Below are 16,542 nucleotides of genomic sequence, written 5' to 3' on the forward strand. Positions count from 1 at the left end.
CGGCCCATTCAGGTTTCGATTTCGTAAGGCGCCTCGAACCAGTGTTCTTCCAGGTTCGGGCCCTCTCCGATCCGGTCCACCACCGCGAACAGACCCGGCGCCGCCAAAGGCGTCAGGACGCCGTGCCAGGTTCCACGGTGAAAGTTGACGGCCTGTCCGGGGGCGCTCAGAAAGGCGCGGGGCCGTCCCGGTTTGCCGTCCTCGTCCTTGGCGACGACAACCAGAAAGCCATCCATGCTCATGGGGATGAAGCACTGGCTGCCCTCGGGGTGACGCTCGACCATTTCCAGCGTCACGGGCAGGCTGCGCGGCTCTGCCTTGAACAGGCTCACGCCCGCCCGCCCGTCGGTGACGTCCACCCGGGCGCGGTCATGGTAGCGGCCGCAAAGCCCCTGGTTGATGATCTTGTCGGCCTCGCCCGCCGTGTCGATCACGTCGCCGAAACCGGCAAAGGCATCCTGGGTCAGGGGATCTGCGGTGATGCTGCGGCTCATGCGGCGAATTTCTCTTCCAGGCGCAGCTCGGCGATCCGTTCCACCTGGCGGCAGGCCTCGGCGAACTCGGCGGCGCGGTCGTTGGCGACCCGGCGCTTGAACGCCTCCATGATCGTGGCCTTGGTGTTGTCGCGGACCGCGATGATGAAAGGAAAGCCGAATTTCTCGGTGTAGGCGGTGTTGAGATCGGTAAAGGCGGCGCGTTCCTCGTCGGTCAGCGCGTCCAGCCCGACAGAGGCCTGTTCCGCCGTCGATTCCTCTGTCAGGCGCTTGGCCTCGGCCAATTTTCCGGCCAGATCAGGGTGCGCGGTGAGCACGCCAAGGCGCTTGTCCTCGTCCGCGGCGCGGAACACACGGGCCAAGGCGGAATGCACGCCTGCTGCCGTGTCATGGGTCGGCCCCAGTTCCAGCGCAAAGGCGCCCTCGGCGATCCAGGGGCTGTGCTCGAAGACACCGCCGTATTCCGCAACAAAGCTGTCGCGGTCCATGTCAGAGGGGCGTTGGCGGGTCATCGGCGGGTGCTCCTTTGTCCAGTGTTCGGCGATCTGCAGGCGCGTGGCGAACCAGACACCGGCGTGCGATTGCATGTAGTCGAGCGCCCGTTTCAGCGCAGCCATCCGGCTGGGCCGGCCGACCAGCCGGCAGTGCAGGCCGATCGACATCATCTTTGGGGCGCCCTCTGCGCCCTCGGCGTAGAGAATGTCGAAGGAATCCTTCAGCATCGCCTCGAACGGATCGCCGTGGGTAAATCCGGCCTGGATCGCAAAGCGCATGTCATTGCAATCCATAGTGTAAGGCACGATCAGCTGGTCGCGGCCATTCACCCGGTGCCAATAGGGCAGGTCATCCGCGTAACTGTCTGAAATATAGGCGAACTGACCCTCTTTTGCCGCCAGGTCGACCGTGTTCATGGAACAGCGCCCGGTGTACCAGCCGCGCGGCGCCTCGCCGACAACCTCGGTATGCAGGCGGACCGCCTCGCGAATCTGCGCCCGCTCTTCCTCTTCGGTCATGTCCTTGTGTTCGATCCACTTCAGCCCGTGGCTGGCGATCTCCCACCCGGCCTCTTTCATGGCCTTGACCTGTTCCGGGGCGCGCGCCAGTGCCGTCGCGACGCCGTAGACGGTCACCGGCAGGTCACGCAACGCGCGGTGCACCCGCCAGAATCCGGCGCGCGCGCCGTATTCATAGATCGATTCCATGTTCCAGTGGCGCTGCGCCGGCCAGGGCTGGGCCCCGGTGATCTCTGACAGGAAAGCCTCGGAGGCTGCATCGCCGTGCAAGATGCAGTTCTCGCCGCCTTCCTCGTAGTTCAGGACGATCTGGACGGCGATCCTGGCGCCGTCGGGCCAGTTTGCGGCGGGCGGCGTGGCGCCATAGCCGGTCATGTCTCTTGGATACTGTGTCACGTCTGCCCTCATCGAATTTGGGCATTTATAAACCAGAACAATCAGGCAGTTTTTCAAAAAGCGTTTGAAGGTGCCTTAAGCCGTGCAGGTTTTGCACCCGGGCGTCGACCCACCCTATAAGACGGCAAGCAAGGGAGTTTGCAGCAATGGCCGGATATCTGACGACCCATGTTCTCGACACCGCGCGCGGGTGCCCCGCGCAGGGGCTTTCGATTGATCTCTACCGGATCGACGGCGACAGCCGTCAGCACCTGCGGACGCTTGTCACCAACGGCGATGGCCGGACCGATGAGCAGATCCTGCCCGAGGCCGAGTTCGAAACCGGCACCTATGAGCTGGTCTTTCACGCAGGCGCCTACCTGGATGCCAGCGGCGTGGCGCCCGAATCCCCGCGCTTTCTGGACGTGATCCCGCTGCGCTTTGGCATGTCGGAGCCGGCGCACTATCATGTGCCGCTCTTGCTGTCGCCTTTCGGCTATTCGACCTACCGGGGCAGTTGAACCCGCTTTTCGGCGTCGCGGACGACGGCGCCGATGCGATCTATCACGAATTCCATGAACATCCGGGTCTTCGGATCCTGCCTGCGCCGATGGGTGAACAGGCAGGCCATCTGAATGGGTTCCGGCGGGGTTTCCGTTGCGACGGGAACAAGGCGGCCCTCTTCGAGGTGATCCGCGATCTCGAAGATCGGTTTCAACGCGATGCCATGCCCGCCCAGGGCCCAGTCGGTCAGCACGTCCCCATCATCGGATTCGTAGCGGCCCGCGATGGGAAACTTCCGAACGCCCTCCGGTGTCTTCAGCCGCCATTGGAATTCCGTCGCGCCGGGAAAGCGCAGGTTCAGGCATTCGTGCCCCTTTTCCAGGATCTCGTCGCCGGTCATCGGCGTGCCGCGCGCCGCGAGGTAGGCCGGCGCGGCGCATAGCACCCTCTCTACATCTGAAATTTTGCGAATGCGCAGGTTGCTGTCCTCTGGCTGGCCAAGAAAGAACGCCAGGTCCAGCCCTTCGGTCGTCAGGTCGACCTTTCGGTCGGTCAGCCGCAGGCGCACATTGACCTCTGGATAGGTCTCCAGAAAGTCCGGCACCTGCGGCGCGATCAGCCGCCGCCCGACACCCAGAGGCGCCGCCACGAACAGCGACCCCTTGGGGTTTTCGGTGATGCTGACCACCTGCGCCTCTGCATTCTCGACCGATTCCAGGATCTCGCAGGCGCCGGTGTAAAAAGCGCGGCCATGTTCCGTCGGCGTCAGGCTGCGGGTGGTGCGCTGAAACAGCCGCACGCTGAGATGTTCCTCAAGCTGGGAGATTCGCGAAGAGGTGACCGCAGGCGAAATCCGCAGGTCCCGACCGGCTGCCGACATGCTGCCAAGTTCATAGACACGCACAAAAGTTCGGATATTGTCGAGATAGGACATTGTTCTGCAATTTTTGATGCTGCTTGGTATTGAGCAGCGATACCAGAACAATTCTCATCCGCATAGTCTGCCGTGGATTCGACCCTTTAGGAGGCTTGCCATGTACGATCTGGCCATCATGTGGGATTGGGCGGCCTTTGCCGTCCGCTGGCTGCATGTCATCACCGCAATCGCCTGGATTGGCTCTTCGTTCTATTTCATCGCGCTTGACCTGGGCCTGCGAAAGGTTCCGCATCTGCCCGTCGGCGCGCATGGCGAGGAATGGCAGGTCCACGGCGGAGGTTTCTATCACATCCAGAAATACCTGGTCGCGCCCGAGCAGATGCCGGACCACCTGACCTGGTTCAAATGGGAAAGCTATGCCACCTGGCTTTCGGGCGCGGCGATGCTGATGATTGTCTACTGGGTTGGCGGGGAGCTGTTCCTGTTGGACCCGACCAAGGCGGAGCTATCGCTTTGGCAGGGTATCCTGATCTCGGCGGCCTCGATCGGTGTGGGCTGGCTGCTGTATGACGTCCTGTGCAAGTCCAAGCTGGGCGATTACCCGACCGCGATGATGCTGGTGCTTTTCGTCATCATCGTGGTGATGAGCTGGGGTCTGAACCAGGTGTTCACGGGCCGCGCCGCGCTGCTGCACCTTGGTGCCTTCACGGCGACGATCATGACGGCCAATGTCTTTTTCATCATCATGCCGAACCAGCGCATCGTGGTGAAGGACCTGCAAGAGGGCCGCACCCCCGATCCCAAGTACGGCAAGATCGCCAAGCTGCGCTCGACGCATAACAACTACCTGACCCTGCCGGTCATCTTCCTGATGCTGTCGAACCACTACCCGCTGGCATTCGCCACCGATTATGCCTGGATCATCGCCAGCCTGGTGTTCCTGATGGGCGTCACCATCCGGCACTACTTCAACTCGATGCATGCCCGCAAAGGCCAGCCGAACTGGACCTGGGCCGTCACGGTTGTTCTGTTCATCGTCATCGCCTGGCTGTCGACCGCGCCGATGCTGGACACCTATGACGAGGCAGAGGCGCGCCCCTTGTCGCCTTATGAACAGCAATTCGCATCCGCTGACGGGTTTTCGGATGCTTATGACGTGGTGTTGGGCAACTGCTCCATGTGCCATTCTCGCGAGCCGGTCTGGGATGGCGTGCGCTGGCCCCCCAAGGGCGTGGTGCTGGAGACGGAGTCGGACGTTGCCCGTCATGCGAAGCAGGTCTTCCTGCAAGCAGGGGTGAGCCATGCGATGCCGCCGCCCAACGCGATCTCGACGATGGACGCCGAGAGCCGGGCTACCATCGTCGCCTGGTACCGCGACGCGACGCGCTGAGGCGGATCGAAAGACGGCAACACCCGGGCAGGCCCTCTTGCCCGGGTTTTGCCGTTGTCGGTATCGGCATAAAGCTGCATCATCCGGGTCTGCCCGGACCACGCGGCGGCTGGCGGAATACCCTCTGGATAAGGCTCCGGGCAGGGCGCACCAAGGTACGTTGCGTGACGCGACGGCAATCCTTGTCTGCGGCGCCTTGCTCTTTGGCGCGCGGACTGCATAACATTGCACCTGAGACGATTGCCGGGGCCGCCCGGCCTTCGCCCTATTGGTAAATCCAACTGGCGGCGAGCTGAGTGGATGCTTAGACCTAGGAATTGACAGCCATGAACGGTGGGCGCGAATGTCGCGCCGCACCCCGCATACCCGCGACGGTCATGCACGGCGCCGCGGCAACCGACAAAGGGAGGTGACCTTGCGATATCACACACCAACGACATTCGAGGATGCCGCACAACTGGCTGCACAGGCCAAGGGGCTGACGCGCTTTCTGGCCGGGGGCACCGACGTGCTGGTTCAGTTGCGGGCCGGCATGGTGCAGCCTGACGACCTGATCGACCTTAAAAAGATCGCGGGCGTGTCCGAGATCACCCGCACCGACGACGGTGGCTGGCGTATCGGCGTGGCGGTTCCCGGCATTGCGCTGGGCGCGCATGAAGGGCTGTGCGCGGACTGGCCTGGCGTGGTCGAGGGGATGGAGCTTGTCGGCTCGACCCAGATCCAGGGCCGCGCGACGCTGACAGGCAACCTCTGCAACGGCTCTCCGGCGGCGGATTCGGTGCCCGGGCTGGTCGCGGCGGGCGCCTCTGTCGAAATCACCGGGCCGGGCGGCACGCGCACCCTGCCGGTCGAGGATGTCCCCGTCAGTCCCGGCAAGACCGCGCTCAAGGCCGGAGAGCTGATCTCGGCCATCCTGCTGCCGCCGCGTGGCGAAAACGCGGGCGACGCCTACCTGCGGTTCATCCCGCGCACGGAAATGGACATCGCCGTGGTCGGCAGCGCGGTCAGCCTGCGGCTGGACGGCGACACCGTGACCGAGGCCCGCGTGGCGCTGGGCGCGGTCGCGCCGACGGTCAAGCTGGTGCCCGAGGCGGCGGATGCCATCATCGGCACCACATTGGACGAACCCGCGCTGGAGGCGCTGGCCAAGGTCGCCAGCGCGGCCTGTTCGCCCATCGACGACAAACGCGGCACCGTCGCCTTCCGGACGGAAGTGGCCGGCGTGCTGACGAAACGGGCGGCACTGATCGCCAAGGCCCGTGCAAAAGGAGACACCGCATGAGCAAGGTCCATGTCACCACAAGCGTGAACGGCGACGAGGTCGAATTCCTGGCCGATCCGCGCGAAACGCTGCTGGATTGCCTGCGCGATCACATCGGCCTGACCGGCTCCAAGGAAGGCTGCGGCACCGGCGACTGCGGGGCCTGTTCGGTCACGCTGGACGGCACGCTGGTCTGTTCCTGCCTGGTCCTGGGGGTCGAGGCCGATGGCAAGCGCGTCGAGACCATCGAGGGCATGGCGGACGGGGCTGAGCTGCACCCGCTGCAGCGCAAGTTCATCGAACACGCCGCCCTGCAATGCGGGTTCTGCACGCCGGGCATTTTGGTCGCGGCGAAAAAGCTGCTGGAAACCAACCCGAACCCGACAGAGGAAGAGGTCCGTTACTGGTTGGCGGGAAACCTCTGCCGTTGCACCGGGTATGACAAGATCATCCGCGCCGTCATGGATGCGGCGGCGGAACTGCGGCAGGAGGCTGCGTGATGGCTAAGGACGAGTTCAAGGAATTCAAGCTGGTCGGCACGCGTCCCGATCGTCCCGACGGGCTGGACAAGGTCACGGGCCGCGCGCGTTACGGTGCCGATATCTCGGCGCCGGGGATGCTCTGGGCGGCGGTGCTGCGCAGCCCGCACGCCCATGCGCGGATCGTCAAGATCGACACGTCGAAGGCCGAGGCGCTGACCGGCGTCAAGGCGGTGATCACGCGGGCCGATTTCCCCACCGGGCTGACCGGTGAGGACTGGAACCTGCAGGAAAACACGATGGCGGGGGAGCGCGCGCTCTATGATGGCCATGCCGTCGCCGCCGTCGCCGCCACGTCGAAGCTGCGCGCCGAAGAGGCCGTGCGCCTGATCGAGGTCGAGTACGAGGTTCTGCCCCATGTCATCGACGTCGATGACGCGATCAAGCCCGACGCGCCGGTGATCCGCGAAGGCGCCGCCGACGCCACCGTGCCCGAAGGCATGCCGCCGAACGTCGTGCGCTACATGGAATTCGGTCGCGGCGATGTCGAGGCGGGCTTTGCCGAGGCCGATCTGGTCATGGAAAAGACGTACAAGACCGAGGCCACGCACCAGGGTTATATCGAACCGCATGCCTGCATGGGCCAGCTGGGCGCCGACGGCAAAGGAGAGATGTGGGTCTGTACCCAGGGGCAGTGGTTCATCCGCAAGATGTGCACCGCCGTCCTGGGCCTGGAAACCGCGCAACTGCGCGTGACCCCGTCCGAAATCGGCGGCGGCTTTGGCGGCAAGACCACCATTTTCATGGAGCCGCTTTCGCTGGCGCTGTCGAAAAAGGCGGGGGGCAAGCCGGTCAAGCTGGTGATGAGCCGTTCGGACGTGCTGCGCGCCACGGGGCCGACCGCCTCGGCCTCGATGGACGTCAAGATCGGCATGAAAAAGGACGGCACCATCACCGGCGCCCGGGCAGAGTTCCGGATGCAGGGCGGCGCCTTCCCCGGCTCTCCGGTGGACATGGCGTTGTACTGCGCCTTTGCCCCCTACAAGCTGACGAACGTCGAACACGTCGGCTATGACGTGCTGGCCAACCGTCCGAAATGCGCCGCCTACCGCGCGCCGGGCTCGCCGATGGGCGCCTTCGCGGTCGAAAGCCTGCTGGACGAGATGTGCCGCGAACTGGATGTCGACCCGCTGGACATGCGCCTGAAAAACGCGGTGCGCGAAGGCGATACCGCCAGCTATGGGCCAAAGTACGGCTCCATCGGTCTGGTTGAGACGCTGGAGGCGACCAAGGCGCACCCGAACCTGTCGATCCCGCTGGGGCCGAACCAGGGGCGCGGCATCGCCGCCGGGTACTGGTTCAACCACAACGGCGAGACCTCTGTCAGCATGGCGATTTCCGAGGACGGGACCGCGCAGGTCTCTGTCGGCACGCCGGACATCGGCGGCAGCCGCGCCTCGATCGCGCTGATGACGGCGGAAACGCTGGGCATTCCTTATGAGGACGTGCGCGTCAACGTGGTCGAAACCGGGGCGCTGGGCGTCAACGAACCGACCCACGGCAGCCGCGCGACCTTTGCCAGTGGCAAGGCGGCGGTGATCGCGGCGGGCCATGCCATCACCGAGATGTGCAAGCGCGCGGCCAACGAATGGGGCATCGACCCCGAGGCCGTGGAATGGGTCGACGGGGCCGCACAGCCGGCGGGCGACAACGCCGGGAAGTTCCCACCCATGTCCATCGCCGAGATTGCCGGCAAGATGGGATCGACCGGCGGGCCGATTTCGGGCCACCATGAGTCCGTGCCCGAGGGCGTCGGCGCCTCGTTCGGCTGCCACGTCGTCGACGTCGAGGTCGACCCGGAAACCGGGCGCACGACGATCCTGCGCTACCTCGTGGTGCAGGACGCGGGCCGCGCGATCCACCCCGCCTATGTCGAAGGCCAGTACCAGGGTGGCGCCGCGCAGGGCATCGGCTGGGCGCTGAACGAGGCCTATATCTATGGCGATGACGGACGCCTTCAGAACACGGTGTTCCTGGATTACCGCGTGCCGGTGGCCTCGGACCTGCCGATGATCGACACGGTCATCGTCGAGGTGCCGAACCCGGGCCATCCTTATGGCGTGCGCGGCGTGGGTGAGACCGGCATCACGCCGCCGCTGCCCGCCATCGCCAACGCAATCCAGGAAGCGACCGGTGCGCGCCTCTGCGAGCTGCCGATGTCGCCGCCCAAGGTGCTGGCGGCGATCAAGGCAAAGGGGGGCTGATGGTTGCCATCAACCTCTGGTCCAGCCTGACGCGCTTTACCGACGGCGCCCGCGTGGTCGAGGTCGAGGCCGAGACGGTCGGCGGGGCCCTGGACGGGCTGGTTGCGGCCCATCCGGGCCTGGCGCCGATCATCGAGGCCGGTGTTTCGGTCGTGGTCGATGGTGAGATCGCGCCGAACCGCCACGCGCAGCTGCCCGAGGGCGCCGAGGTGGTGCTGATGCAGCGGCTCAAGGGCGGCTGATTCAGGTCGCCGGGAGTGTGGCCCCCGTTGGAGCGATCCGGCGGGGGCGTTTCGTTCGACGATGGAGGCCTTGGCATGAACCCCGCCGAATGGCTGAACCGCACGGCGACCCGCTATCCGTCGGCCCCCGCGCTGTTCCGGGGAACCGTTTGCGAGGCCGACTACGCCACATTCGCAGCCCGTGCCGCAGGCCTCGGTGCGGCCCTTGCCGCGCGCGGGATTGGCGCGGGCGACCGGGTCGCACTCTTTATGGCGAACCGGACCGAGTACCTGGAGGCGCTTTACGGCATCTGGTGGGCCGGGGCGGTGGCGGTGCCGATCAACGGCAAGCTGCACCCGCGCGAAGCGGCCTGGATCGTCGAAGACGCGGAGGCGGCGCTTGTCTTCACGGATAACAAGAGTGCCGAGGCGCTGACGGGGCTGACCCCGGTGCCGACGATATCGACCGAGGGAGACGCCTTTCGCGGGATGCGCGAAACGGCCCCTTCGGGCGCGCCCACATCTCTTGCCCAGAGTGACATGGCCTGGCTGTTCTATACCTCTGGCACGACCGGCCAGCCCAAGGGCGTGATGATTTCCTGCGGAAACATCGCCGCCATGACGATGAGCTATTTCGCGGATGTGGACGAGGTGCAGGCCGAGGATGCGATCCTCTATGCCGCCCCGATGAGCCACGGTGCGGGGCTTTACAACTTCATGCATGTCTTGCGTGGCGCGCGCCATGTTGTGCCTGACAGCGGCGGGTTCGACGCGGCAGAGATCCTGCGGATCGCCCCCGGGATCGGCCCCGTGTCGATGTTCGCCGCGCCCACGATGGTGCGACGGCTGGTCGACGTGGCGAAATCCCTCGGAAGCGCGGGTGAGGGCCTGCGCACCATCGTCTATGCCGGTGGCCCCATGTACGAGGCCGATATCCAAGAGGCGGTCGACGTGATGGGGCCGCGTTTCGTGCAGATCTACGGGCAGGGGGAATGCCCGATGGGGATCACCGCCCTGCCGCGCGCGGATGTGGCCGACCGCAGCGCGGCTGGCTGGCGGAACCGGCTGAACTCTGTCGGGCGGGCGCAAAGCCTTGTGGAGGTCGCGATCCTCGCCCGTGAGGGCGCGGAATTGCCCGCCGGTGAAGTGGGAGAGATCGCGGTGCGCGGTGCGACGGTGATGCCCGGCTACTGGCGCAATCCAGAGGCCACGGCCAAGACGCTGCGCGATGGCTGGCTCTGGACCGGCGACATGGGCCGCATGGATGCCGAGGGCTACGTCACCCTGCATGATCGGTCCAAGGACATGATCATTTCGGGCGGGTCGAACATCTACCCGCGTGAGGTCGAGGAAGTGCTGCTGTCGCACCCATCGGTCAGCGAGGTTGCCGTCGTTGGTCAGCAGGACCCGGAATGGGGAGAGGTCGTGGTGGCCTTCATCGTCTGTCAACCCGGGCAGGCAGTGGAGGCTGCAGAGCTGGACGCGCTCTGCCTTGACCGGATCGCACGGTTCAAGCGGCCCAAGAGGTATCGCTTTGCCGAGGCGCTGCCCAAGAACAACTACGGCAAGGTGCTGAAGACAGAGCTGCGGAAAATGCTGGAAACCGAGAAAAACTGACCAAGGGTCAACTTTGTTGGCTGCCCCGGTCGACGCCGAGGTGAGGGTGCGTTAGGGAAGGCTCCGAGACGCAGCCCGCGCCGGAAACCCGCGGTCGATCTGTCGGTATTTCCGCTGCAGATCGCGCAGGGTTCACATGATTGATACAAAATCGTCATGTCGGTGAAGCACGGACGGCCTAGGCGCTCTCGAAACGCTAACAACAACCTGGCAAAGCGGTGTCCGACCGAACGATTTTCATTTCCGATGTGCATCTTGGAACCCGGGGCTGCCGGGCCAGACTGCTTGTCGAGTTCCTGAACAAGCACGAGGCCGAGACGCTCTACCTTGTCGGGGATATCTTCGATGGCTGGCGGTTGCAGCGCGGCTGGCACTGGCCCGAGGCCCATAACGACGTGGTGCAGGCGGTGCTGGAAAAGGCGCACAAGGGCACCCGCGTGGTGTTCATCCCCGGCAATCATGACGAGGTCATGCGCAACTACTTCGGGGTTCATTTCGGGGGCATCGAGGTCAAGAACCAGGACGATTTCCGCGCCGCCGATGGCAAACGCTACTTGGTGACACATGGCGACGAGTTCGACGCCGTGGTGATGAATGCCAAGTGGCTGGCCCACCTGGGCGACCGCGTCTATGCTATGCTGATCTGGCTGAACCCCAGGATCAACCGGGTGCGCCGCCTGTGGTCGCGGCGCTACTGGTCGCTGTCCAAATGGAGCAAGCAGCAGGTCAAGCAGGCGGTCAACTACATCTGCAAGTTCGAGGAAGTGCTGGCCCAGGACGCCCGCCAGAAAGGCTATGACGGGGTGATCTGCGGTCACATCCACCACGCGGCGATCCGCGATATCGGCGACATCCGCTACATCAACACTGGCGACTGGGTCGAAAGCTGTACCGCGATCATCGAGAACCACGAAGGCGAGATGCGGCTGATCGACTGGGAAGCCCGGAACAACCGTCAGCGCATGCTGAAACAGCGCGCCAGGCGGCGGGCCAGAAACAGCCAGAAGAAACAGAGCAAACAGGAAGCATGATGAGCGACACGACCAGCGACTTGATTGGCGAAGCGGTCTACCAGAACAGATCCTTCTCTTTCGCTTCCCTGTCCGACCGGGTCTTTGCGCGGCTGTTCCGGGGGCTGGTCTATCCGCAGATCTGGGAGGACCCGGTTTGCGACATGACCGCGCTGGAGCTTGGCCGCGAAGATCACGTCGTCTGCATCGCCTCGGGCGGCTGCAACATGATGAGCTATCTCACCGCGCGGCCCGCATCCGTCACGGCGGTGGATCTGTCCCCCTGGCATGTGGAGTTGAACCGGCTGAAACTGGAGGCCGCGCAGCGCCTGCCCGATCATGCCAGTTTCTACGCGCTGTTCGGCCATGCGGACCGGGCGGAAAACGTGGCACTGCTGGATCGCTATGTCCTGCCCTACCTTGATCCGCAGGCGCGCGCCTTCTGGAACGGGCGCGAACGGCTGCGCCGCCGCAAGTCCATGTTCGCACGCGGGTTCTACCGGTTCGGCGTGCTGGGGACCTTCCTGGGTGCGGTGCACCTCGTGGCGCGGATCGGCGGCGTGGATTTCACCCGGCTCCTGAGCGCCCGGACGCTGGAGGACCAGCGCGCCTTTTTCGAAGATGAGATCAAGCCGCTCTATCGTTCGCGCCTTGTCCGGTTTGCGGCGCGCCGCCGGGCCTCGCTGTTTGGGCTGGGCATTCCCCCGGCGCAGTACGACAAGCTGGCCGCCGATGCCGATGGCGATATCGTCACAGTGCTCGAGGAACGGACGCGCAAGCTGTTCTGTGACTTCCCGATCAGTGAGAACTACTTTGCCTGGCAGGCCGCAAACCGGGCCTACAAGGAAGATGGCACCGGGCCGGTGCCGCCCTACCTCGACAAGCGGAATTTCGAGGCGCTGCGCGTCGCGGCAGGCCGTGCGACGGTGCTGAACCGCTCGATCACCGATGTGCTGGCAGAGGCCCCGGCGGGTTCGAAATCGGTTTATGTCCTGCTGGATGCGCAGGACTGGATGACCGACGACCAACTGACCGCGCTGTGGCGGGAAATCACACGCACGGCCATGCCCGGCGCCCGGGTCCTGTTCCGCACAGGCGGCGGCCCGGACATCCTGCCCGGCCGCGTCCCGGTCGAGCTGCTGGACCAATGGTCCTACGACGCTCCCGCGTCCGAACGCGCCTTTGCCGAGGATCGCTCGGCAATCTATGGCGGCGTCCACCTTTATCGTCGGAAGGGCTGAGCAAATGAGCGAGGTGGCCGACCACGGGCGGTTGATGGACGATGTCTATCGTTACCAGCGCCTATTCTACGACATTACCCGCAAGTATTATCTGCTGGGCCGTGACCACATGATCGCCAACATGCAGGTCCACCCCGGGGACCGGGTGCTGGAAGTGGCCTGTGGCACCGGGCGCAACCTTGCCGCGATCCGCAAGCGACATCCGCGCGCCCTGCTTTTCGGGCTGGATATCTCGGACCAGATGCTGATTTCCGCGCGCCGCAAGCTGGACGGCGCGGCGCGGCTGGCGCAGGCGGATGCCTGTTCTTTCGACCCCGAGGCGCTGTTCGGCGAGGCGGAGTTCGACCATATCGTGTTTTCCTACAGCCTCTCGATGATCCCTGACTGGCAGGCCGCGCTGGACGAGGCCATGCGCCACCTGGCGCCGGGCGGCACCCTTCACGTCGTGGATTTCGGCGACCAGGGGCGGCTGCCGGGATGGTTCAAAACTGGCTTGCGCGCCTGGCTGGCCCGGTTCCATGTTGCGCCCCGCGATACCCTGGGAGCGGCCATGCAGGACATGGCGGCGGGCGCCGGGACCCTGACCGGGCAAAGCCTGTACCGGGGCTACGCCATCTACGGGTGCCTGACGCGCTAGTACGCCGCAGTCCTCCAGACCAGTGCGGTCAGCAACAGGACAGAGGACAACGCGCAGGCAAGGGTGCGCACCGTGTTCCAGAAGGTCCAGCGGGGCAGGTAAGTCCCCGTCCAATAGTCTCGCGCCGTGTCGGTTGCCGGGTCCATTGCGGCCAGCCGCTCGTTCATCGGCACGTTGCGGATCACCGTGACGCCGAAGCAACCCACAAGGTAGACCAGCCCCGCCAGCAGGATCAGAGTGTCGGCAGGGGTGTTCAGGCTCAGCGCGGCCAATCCCGACAACAGCAGCGATACCACCGCCATCCCCATAAAGAGGGTCATGAAGATCCAGCGGAACACCTCGCGGTTGATGAGCTGCATCGCCTCTGGACCGCCGATGCCACTGGTCCGTGACAGCGCGCGCATGATGAAATCCGAGAAGGCCAGAAAGACGCCAGCCAGCAGCGCATAGGCAAGAATGCCGCCCTGCAAGAGGACAAGATAGATCGTCGTCATGTCGTTCAGTTCCTGTTCAGGCAGTGATCGGGGCGGGGCGGCGATTGCCGTCCCGCCAAGGCCAGGTCAGGCCACAGGGGCGCGGGTGTCAGCGCCTTGCAGCGGAGAGGCCCGGGACCCAAGGCGAAAGGCCAGAAGGCAAAGCACGGCGATGCCAGCCTCGAAGGCCAGCGCGCCGAGAATGCCGCCCGACGGCATTCCGTCGACCAGCAGCCCGACCAGCCGCCCCGCCGGGAAGGCAATGTAGACGGTCAGCGCGGCCACCTGCGCGACCTGGCGCATTGCGCTGTTCCAGATGCCCCAGAGCATCAGCGCCCCCAGTACGGCCAGCCCCGCCCCGGGCGCTCGCAGCTCACTCAGCAAGCTGGCGTCATCCGCCAGAACGATGCCGTAGCTGGCGTAGAACTGGTGCGGGATGACAAGGATGCACAGGCCGATGGCCAGCGTCGTAGCGCCCGCGATCCCGAGCGTGATCTTTTGAAAAAGTGAACGTGTCATCTCTGGTCCTTTCCTGAAACAGGGGCGGTCAGGCCGCGAGCGGCCATTTGCCGGCTAGGGCCGCGGCCCGTGCAAAGTCCGCGAAATCCCGCGGCGCCCGGCCAAGAGCCCGTTGCACGCCGTCCCCGAGGCTGGCGTTGCGCCCGTCCAGTGTCTCGCGCGCGATGGCGGTAAAGACATCGGCGACGAAATCGCCCCCGGCGCTGGCCACGTTGGCGTGAAATTCCTCGAAGGTAATCGGGATGTGCCGGATCGGCCGACCAATGGCGGTGGACAGGTCCCCGGCCATCTCGGCAAAACTCATGAGGCGCGGGCCCGTCACCTCGTACAGTTCGCCCTCGTGGCCGCCTTCGGTCAGCGCGGCGACCACGACGTCGGCGATGTCGTCCACGTCGATGATCGGTTCCACCACGTCGCCGCCGGGCATCGGCAGAACCCCGGCCAGCACCGGTTCGCGCAGGTAGCCTTCGCTGAAGTTCTGCGCGAACCAGGCGGCGCGCACGATGGTGAAGTCCGGGCCGGAGTTGCGCACAACCTCTTCACCAAGACGGGCGTGATGCTCTCCCCGGCCCGACAACAGGACCAGATGTTCGACACCGGCGGCGCGAGCGGTGCGGCACAGCGCGTCGAGCTTGTCGACGGCGCCGGGAAAGGCAAGATCGGGGAAATAGGTGACATAGGCGGCGCGGACACCGGAGAGGGCAGCGGCCCAGGTTTCGGGTGCCTCCCAGTCGAAGGGGATCGGTGCATTGCGCGACCCAAGGCGCACGGCATGGCCAAGCGCCTGCAGTTTGCTTGCGACGCGCGAACCTGTCTTGCCGGTGGCGCCGATAACGAGAATGGGGTGCATGGTCTGTCTCCTTGTCTGGACGTGATGACAGGGGGATAGACCGGCGGCAGGCACCCGGTATTGACCGCCATCGCCAGCGTTTTGACAGTTGTTGCCAATGGGGCGTCAGTCTGCGCCGTGGGTCTTGCGGTAACTGGCCGGGGTCCGCCCGACCCAGCGTTTGAACGCGCGGGTAAAAGAGCTCTGCTCGGAAAACCCGGTCAGGAAGGCGACCTCTGCAAGCGAATACCCCTCGTCGCGCAGCAGTCCTTCGGCCAGTTCGCGACGGGTCTCGTCGGTCAGGGTCTGAAAGCTCAGCCCTTGTTCGGACAGGCGCCGGTGAAAGCTGCGTGCGCTGAGGCCAAGGCCCCGGGCGATGTCGGCCATCTTGGGCAGGCCCTCGCTAAGCGCGCGGGCAATGGCCGCCTTGGATCGGGCCTCCAGCGTGTCCTCATCGGCAATCTCGGACAGTTCCTCGTCCAGATGCGAGATCAGAAAGCGGGTGATGCCCTCATCCCCCAGGATATTGGGTTGTCGGGCCGACTCGTGGGAAATCAGCAATGCGTCCATGTCACTGTCGAAACGGACCGGACAGCCAATCCAGCTTTCGTGGTGGGACAGGGTGCGGGGCGGTGGGTGCCGAAACCGGACCTCGAGCGGGGCAAAGGGCACCGGGCTGACCTGCCGGGCAATGGACACCGCGCTGACCAGCGAGGTTTCGTTCGAGAGCCTGAGTCCCAGGCGCCGTGCCCCGGCCCGTTGCAGGACCAGCAGGACACCACGCGGATCGGGGCGCAGCTCGTATTCCACCACGCTGGTCCAGACCCGCGCATAGCGTTCGATCCGCGCCAGCGAGCCTGCCAGGTCCGGGGCGGCCTTCCACGCCAGGCCAAGCGCCCCGTATTCGTCACACCGCATGGAGGCGCCGACCTTCAGCGGCAGGTCGGTCGGGTCGACCGTCTCGGCGATCCGTTCCAGCATGTCATAGTAGACCGCCACGGGCACCATGATCTTGGGATCCCAGGGGCCGTCGGGGTCCAGCCCCAACCCGCGCAGCAGGCCAGGGCCATCGACCCTAGGCCCGACCGCCGCGATCACCTTGCGCGGGAAAAGCGATGTTACGTACCCCATGCCGCCCAGATTACCCCCTGTCCTGCATCGCGGTCCAATCCTTGCCGCCTCGCCGACGCGCAAACCCATCGGTCCATGCAACCGCGCCACGCGGTGTTGGCATGGCCGGAAACGGTGAAACCCCAGGGCTGTCCGGCTGGTCGTCCCTTCTGTTCTGTCCCGGAAAGAGGCGAGACCTGCAATCGGGAGGAAGCCGGGAAAAGCGGA

General features: G+C 65.2%; 17 protein-coding genes. 10 read left to right on the forward strand and 7 right to left on the reverse strand.

The genetic code is table 11. The features are described 5' to 3' along the window. Positions 1–8: 8 nt before the first annotated feature. Together KZZ07_RS11795 and puuE are read right to left on the reverse strand one after the other, a co-directional pair. Positions 9–494 carry an ureidoglycolate lyase gene (locus KZZ07_RS11795; RefSeq protein WP_219514358.1) on the reverse strand — a complete coding sequence of 162 codons (486 nt, stop codon included), beginning with the start codon at positions 492–494 and terminating at the stop codon, positions 9–11. Beyond that, a complete protein-coding gene (gene puuE / locus KZZ07_RS11800) occupies positions 491–1,903 on the reverse strand; it encodes an allantoinase PuuE (RefSeq protein WP_370631138.1) in 1,413 nt (470 codons plus the stop codon). The genes KZZ07_RS11795 and puuE overlap by 4 nt, the downstream gene beginning before the upstream one ends. 146 nt (positions 1,904–2,049) lie before the next feature. On the opposite strand from puuE, the gene uraH reads away from it, so the two are divergent. After that, positions 2,050–2,403, forward strand: a complete 354-nt coding sequence (gene uraH, locus KZZ07_RS11805) for a hydroxyisourate hydrolase (protein WP_219514359.1) — start codon at positions 2,050–2,052, stop codon at positions 2,401–2,403. Here uraH and KZZ07_RS11810 read toward each other — a convergent pair. Next, complete coding sequence (locus KZZ07_RS11810) at positions 2,388–3,320, reverse strand: LysR family transcriptional regulator (protein ID WP_219514360.1); 933 nt, start codon at positions 3,318–3,320, stop codon at positions 2,388–2,390. The genes uraH and KZZ07_RS11810 overlap by 16 nt on opposite strands. 100 nt (positions 3,321–3,420) lie before the next feature. Here KZZ07_RS11810 and KZZ07_RS11815 point away from each other — a divergent pair, with 100 nt between their 5' ends. From KZZ07_RS11815 to KZZ07_RS11855, 9 genes are all read left to right on the forward strand, one after another. Beyond that, positions 3,421–4,653: a urate hydroxylase PuuD gene (locus KZZ07_RS11815; protein WP_219514362.1), complete on the forward strand. Its 1,233-nt coding sequence runs from the start codon at positions 3,421–3,423 to the stop codon at positions 4,651–4,653. Positions 4,654–5,068: 415 nt separating this feature from the next. Further along, complete coding sequence (locus KZZ07_RS11820) at positions 5,069–5,935, forward strand: FAD binding domain-containing protein (protein ID WP_219514364.1); 867 nt, start codon at positions 5,069–5,071, stop codon at positions 5,933–5,935. Then, positions 5,932–6,414, forward strand: coding sequence for a (2Fe-2S)-binding protein (locus KZZ07_RS11825; RefSeq protein WP_069210931.1), 483 nt, complete (start codon positions 5,932–5,934; stop codon positions 6,412–6,414). Before KZZ07_RS11820 ends, KZZ07_RS11825 begins: the two co-directional genes overlap by 4 nt. Continuing rightward, complete coding sequence (locus tag KZZ07_RS11830; protein WP_219514366.1) at positions 6,414–8,657, forward strand: xanthine dehydrogenase family protein molybdopterin-binding subunit; 2,244 nt, start codon at positions 6,414–6,416, stop codon at positions 8,655–8,657. Before KZZ07_RS11825 ends, KZZ07_RS11830 begins: the two co-directional genes overlap by 1 nt. Continuing rightward, on the forward strand, positions 8,657–8,899 hold the full coding sequence (locus KZZ07_RS11835; protein ID WP_219514367.1) for a MoaD/ThiS family protein: 243 nt from the start codon (positions 8,657–8,659) through the stop codon (positions 8,897–8,899). Before KZZ07_RS11830 ends, KZZ07_RS11835 begins: the two co-directional genes overlap by 1 nt. A gap of 75 nt (positions 8,900–8,974) precedes the next feature. Then, positions 8,975–10,495 (forward strand): class I adenylate-forming enzyme family protein, encoded by a 1,521-nt coding sequence (locus KZZ07_RS11840; protein WP_219514368.1) that lies wholly within the window; start codon positions 8,975–8,977, stop codon positions 10,493–10,495. A gap of 218 nt (positions 10,496–10,713) precedes the next feature. Beyond that, positions 10,714–11,526 carry a UDP-2,3-diacylglucosamine diphosphatase gene (locus tag KZZ07_RS11845; protein ID WP_219514369.1) on the forward strand — a complete coding sequence of 271 codons (813 nt, stop codon included), beginning with the start codon at positions 10,714–10,716 and terminating at the stop codon, positions 11,524–11,526. Beyond that, the gene (locus KZZ07_RS11850) at positions 11,526–12,746 is read left to right on the forward strand and encodes a BtaA family protein (RefSeq protein ID WP_219514370.1); all 1,221 of its coding nucleotides are present in this window, start codon (positions 11,526–11,528) and stop codon (positions 12,744–12,746) included. Before KZZ07_RS11845 ends, KZZ07_RS11850 begins: the two co-directional genes overlap by 1 nt. Positions 12,747–12,750: 4 nt before the next feature. Continuing rightward, positions 12,751–13,383 carry a class I SAM-dependent methyltransferase gene (locus KZZ07_RS11855; protein ID WP_219514371.1) on the forward strand — a complete coding sequence of 211 codons (633 nt, stop codon included), beginning with the start codon at positions 12,751–12,753 and terminating at the stop codon, positions 13,381–13,383. Here KZZ07_RS11855 and KZZ07_RS11860 read toward each other — a convergent pair. The 4 genes from KZZ07_RS11860 to KZZ07_RS11875 all read right to left on the reverse strand — a co-directional run bounded on the left by KZZ07_RS11860 (position 13,380) and on the right by KZZ07_RS11875 (position 16,335). Further along, a complete protein-coding gene (locus KZZ07_RS11860; RefSeq protein WP_219514372.1) occupies positions 13,380–13,877 on the reverse strand; it encodes an anthrone oxygenase family protein in 498 nt (165 codons plus the stop codon). The two genes, KZZ07_RS11855 and KZZ07_RS11860, sit on opposite strands and share 4 nt — an antisense overlap. A gap of 66 nt (positions 13,878–13,943) precedes the next feature. Next, the gene (locus KZZ07_RS11865) at positions 13,944–14,375 is read right to left on the reverse strand and encodes a DUF4345 domain-containing protein (protein WP_219514373.1); all 432 of its coding nucleotides are present in this window, start codon (positions 14,373–14,375) and stop codon (positions 13,944–13,946) included. Between the two features lie 28 nt (positions 14,376–14,403). Then, positions 14,404–15,225, reverse strand: coding sequence for an NAD(P)H-binding protein (locus tag KZZ07_RS11870; RefSeq protein ID WP_219514374.1), 822 nt, complete (start codon positions 15,223–15,225; stop codon positions 14,404–14,406). 105 nt (positions 15,226–15,330) lie between these two features. After that, positions 15,331–16,335: an AraC family transcriptional regulator gene (locus tag KZZ07_RS11875; RefSeq protein ID WP_219514376.1), complete on the reverse strand. Its 1,005-nt coding sequence runs from the start codon at positions 16,333–16,335 to the stop codon at positions 15,331–15,333. Between the last annotated feature and the right edge of the window lie 207 nt (positions 16,336–16,542).

It is taken from the genome of Mameliella sp. CS4 (genome assembly GCF_019392335.1).
Taxonomy (GTDB): Bacteria; Pseudomonadota; Alphaproteobacteria; order Rhodobacterales; family Rhodobacteraceae; genus Antarctobacter.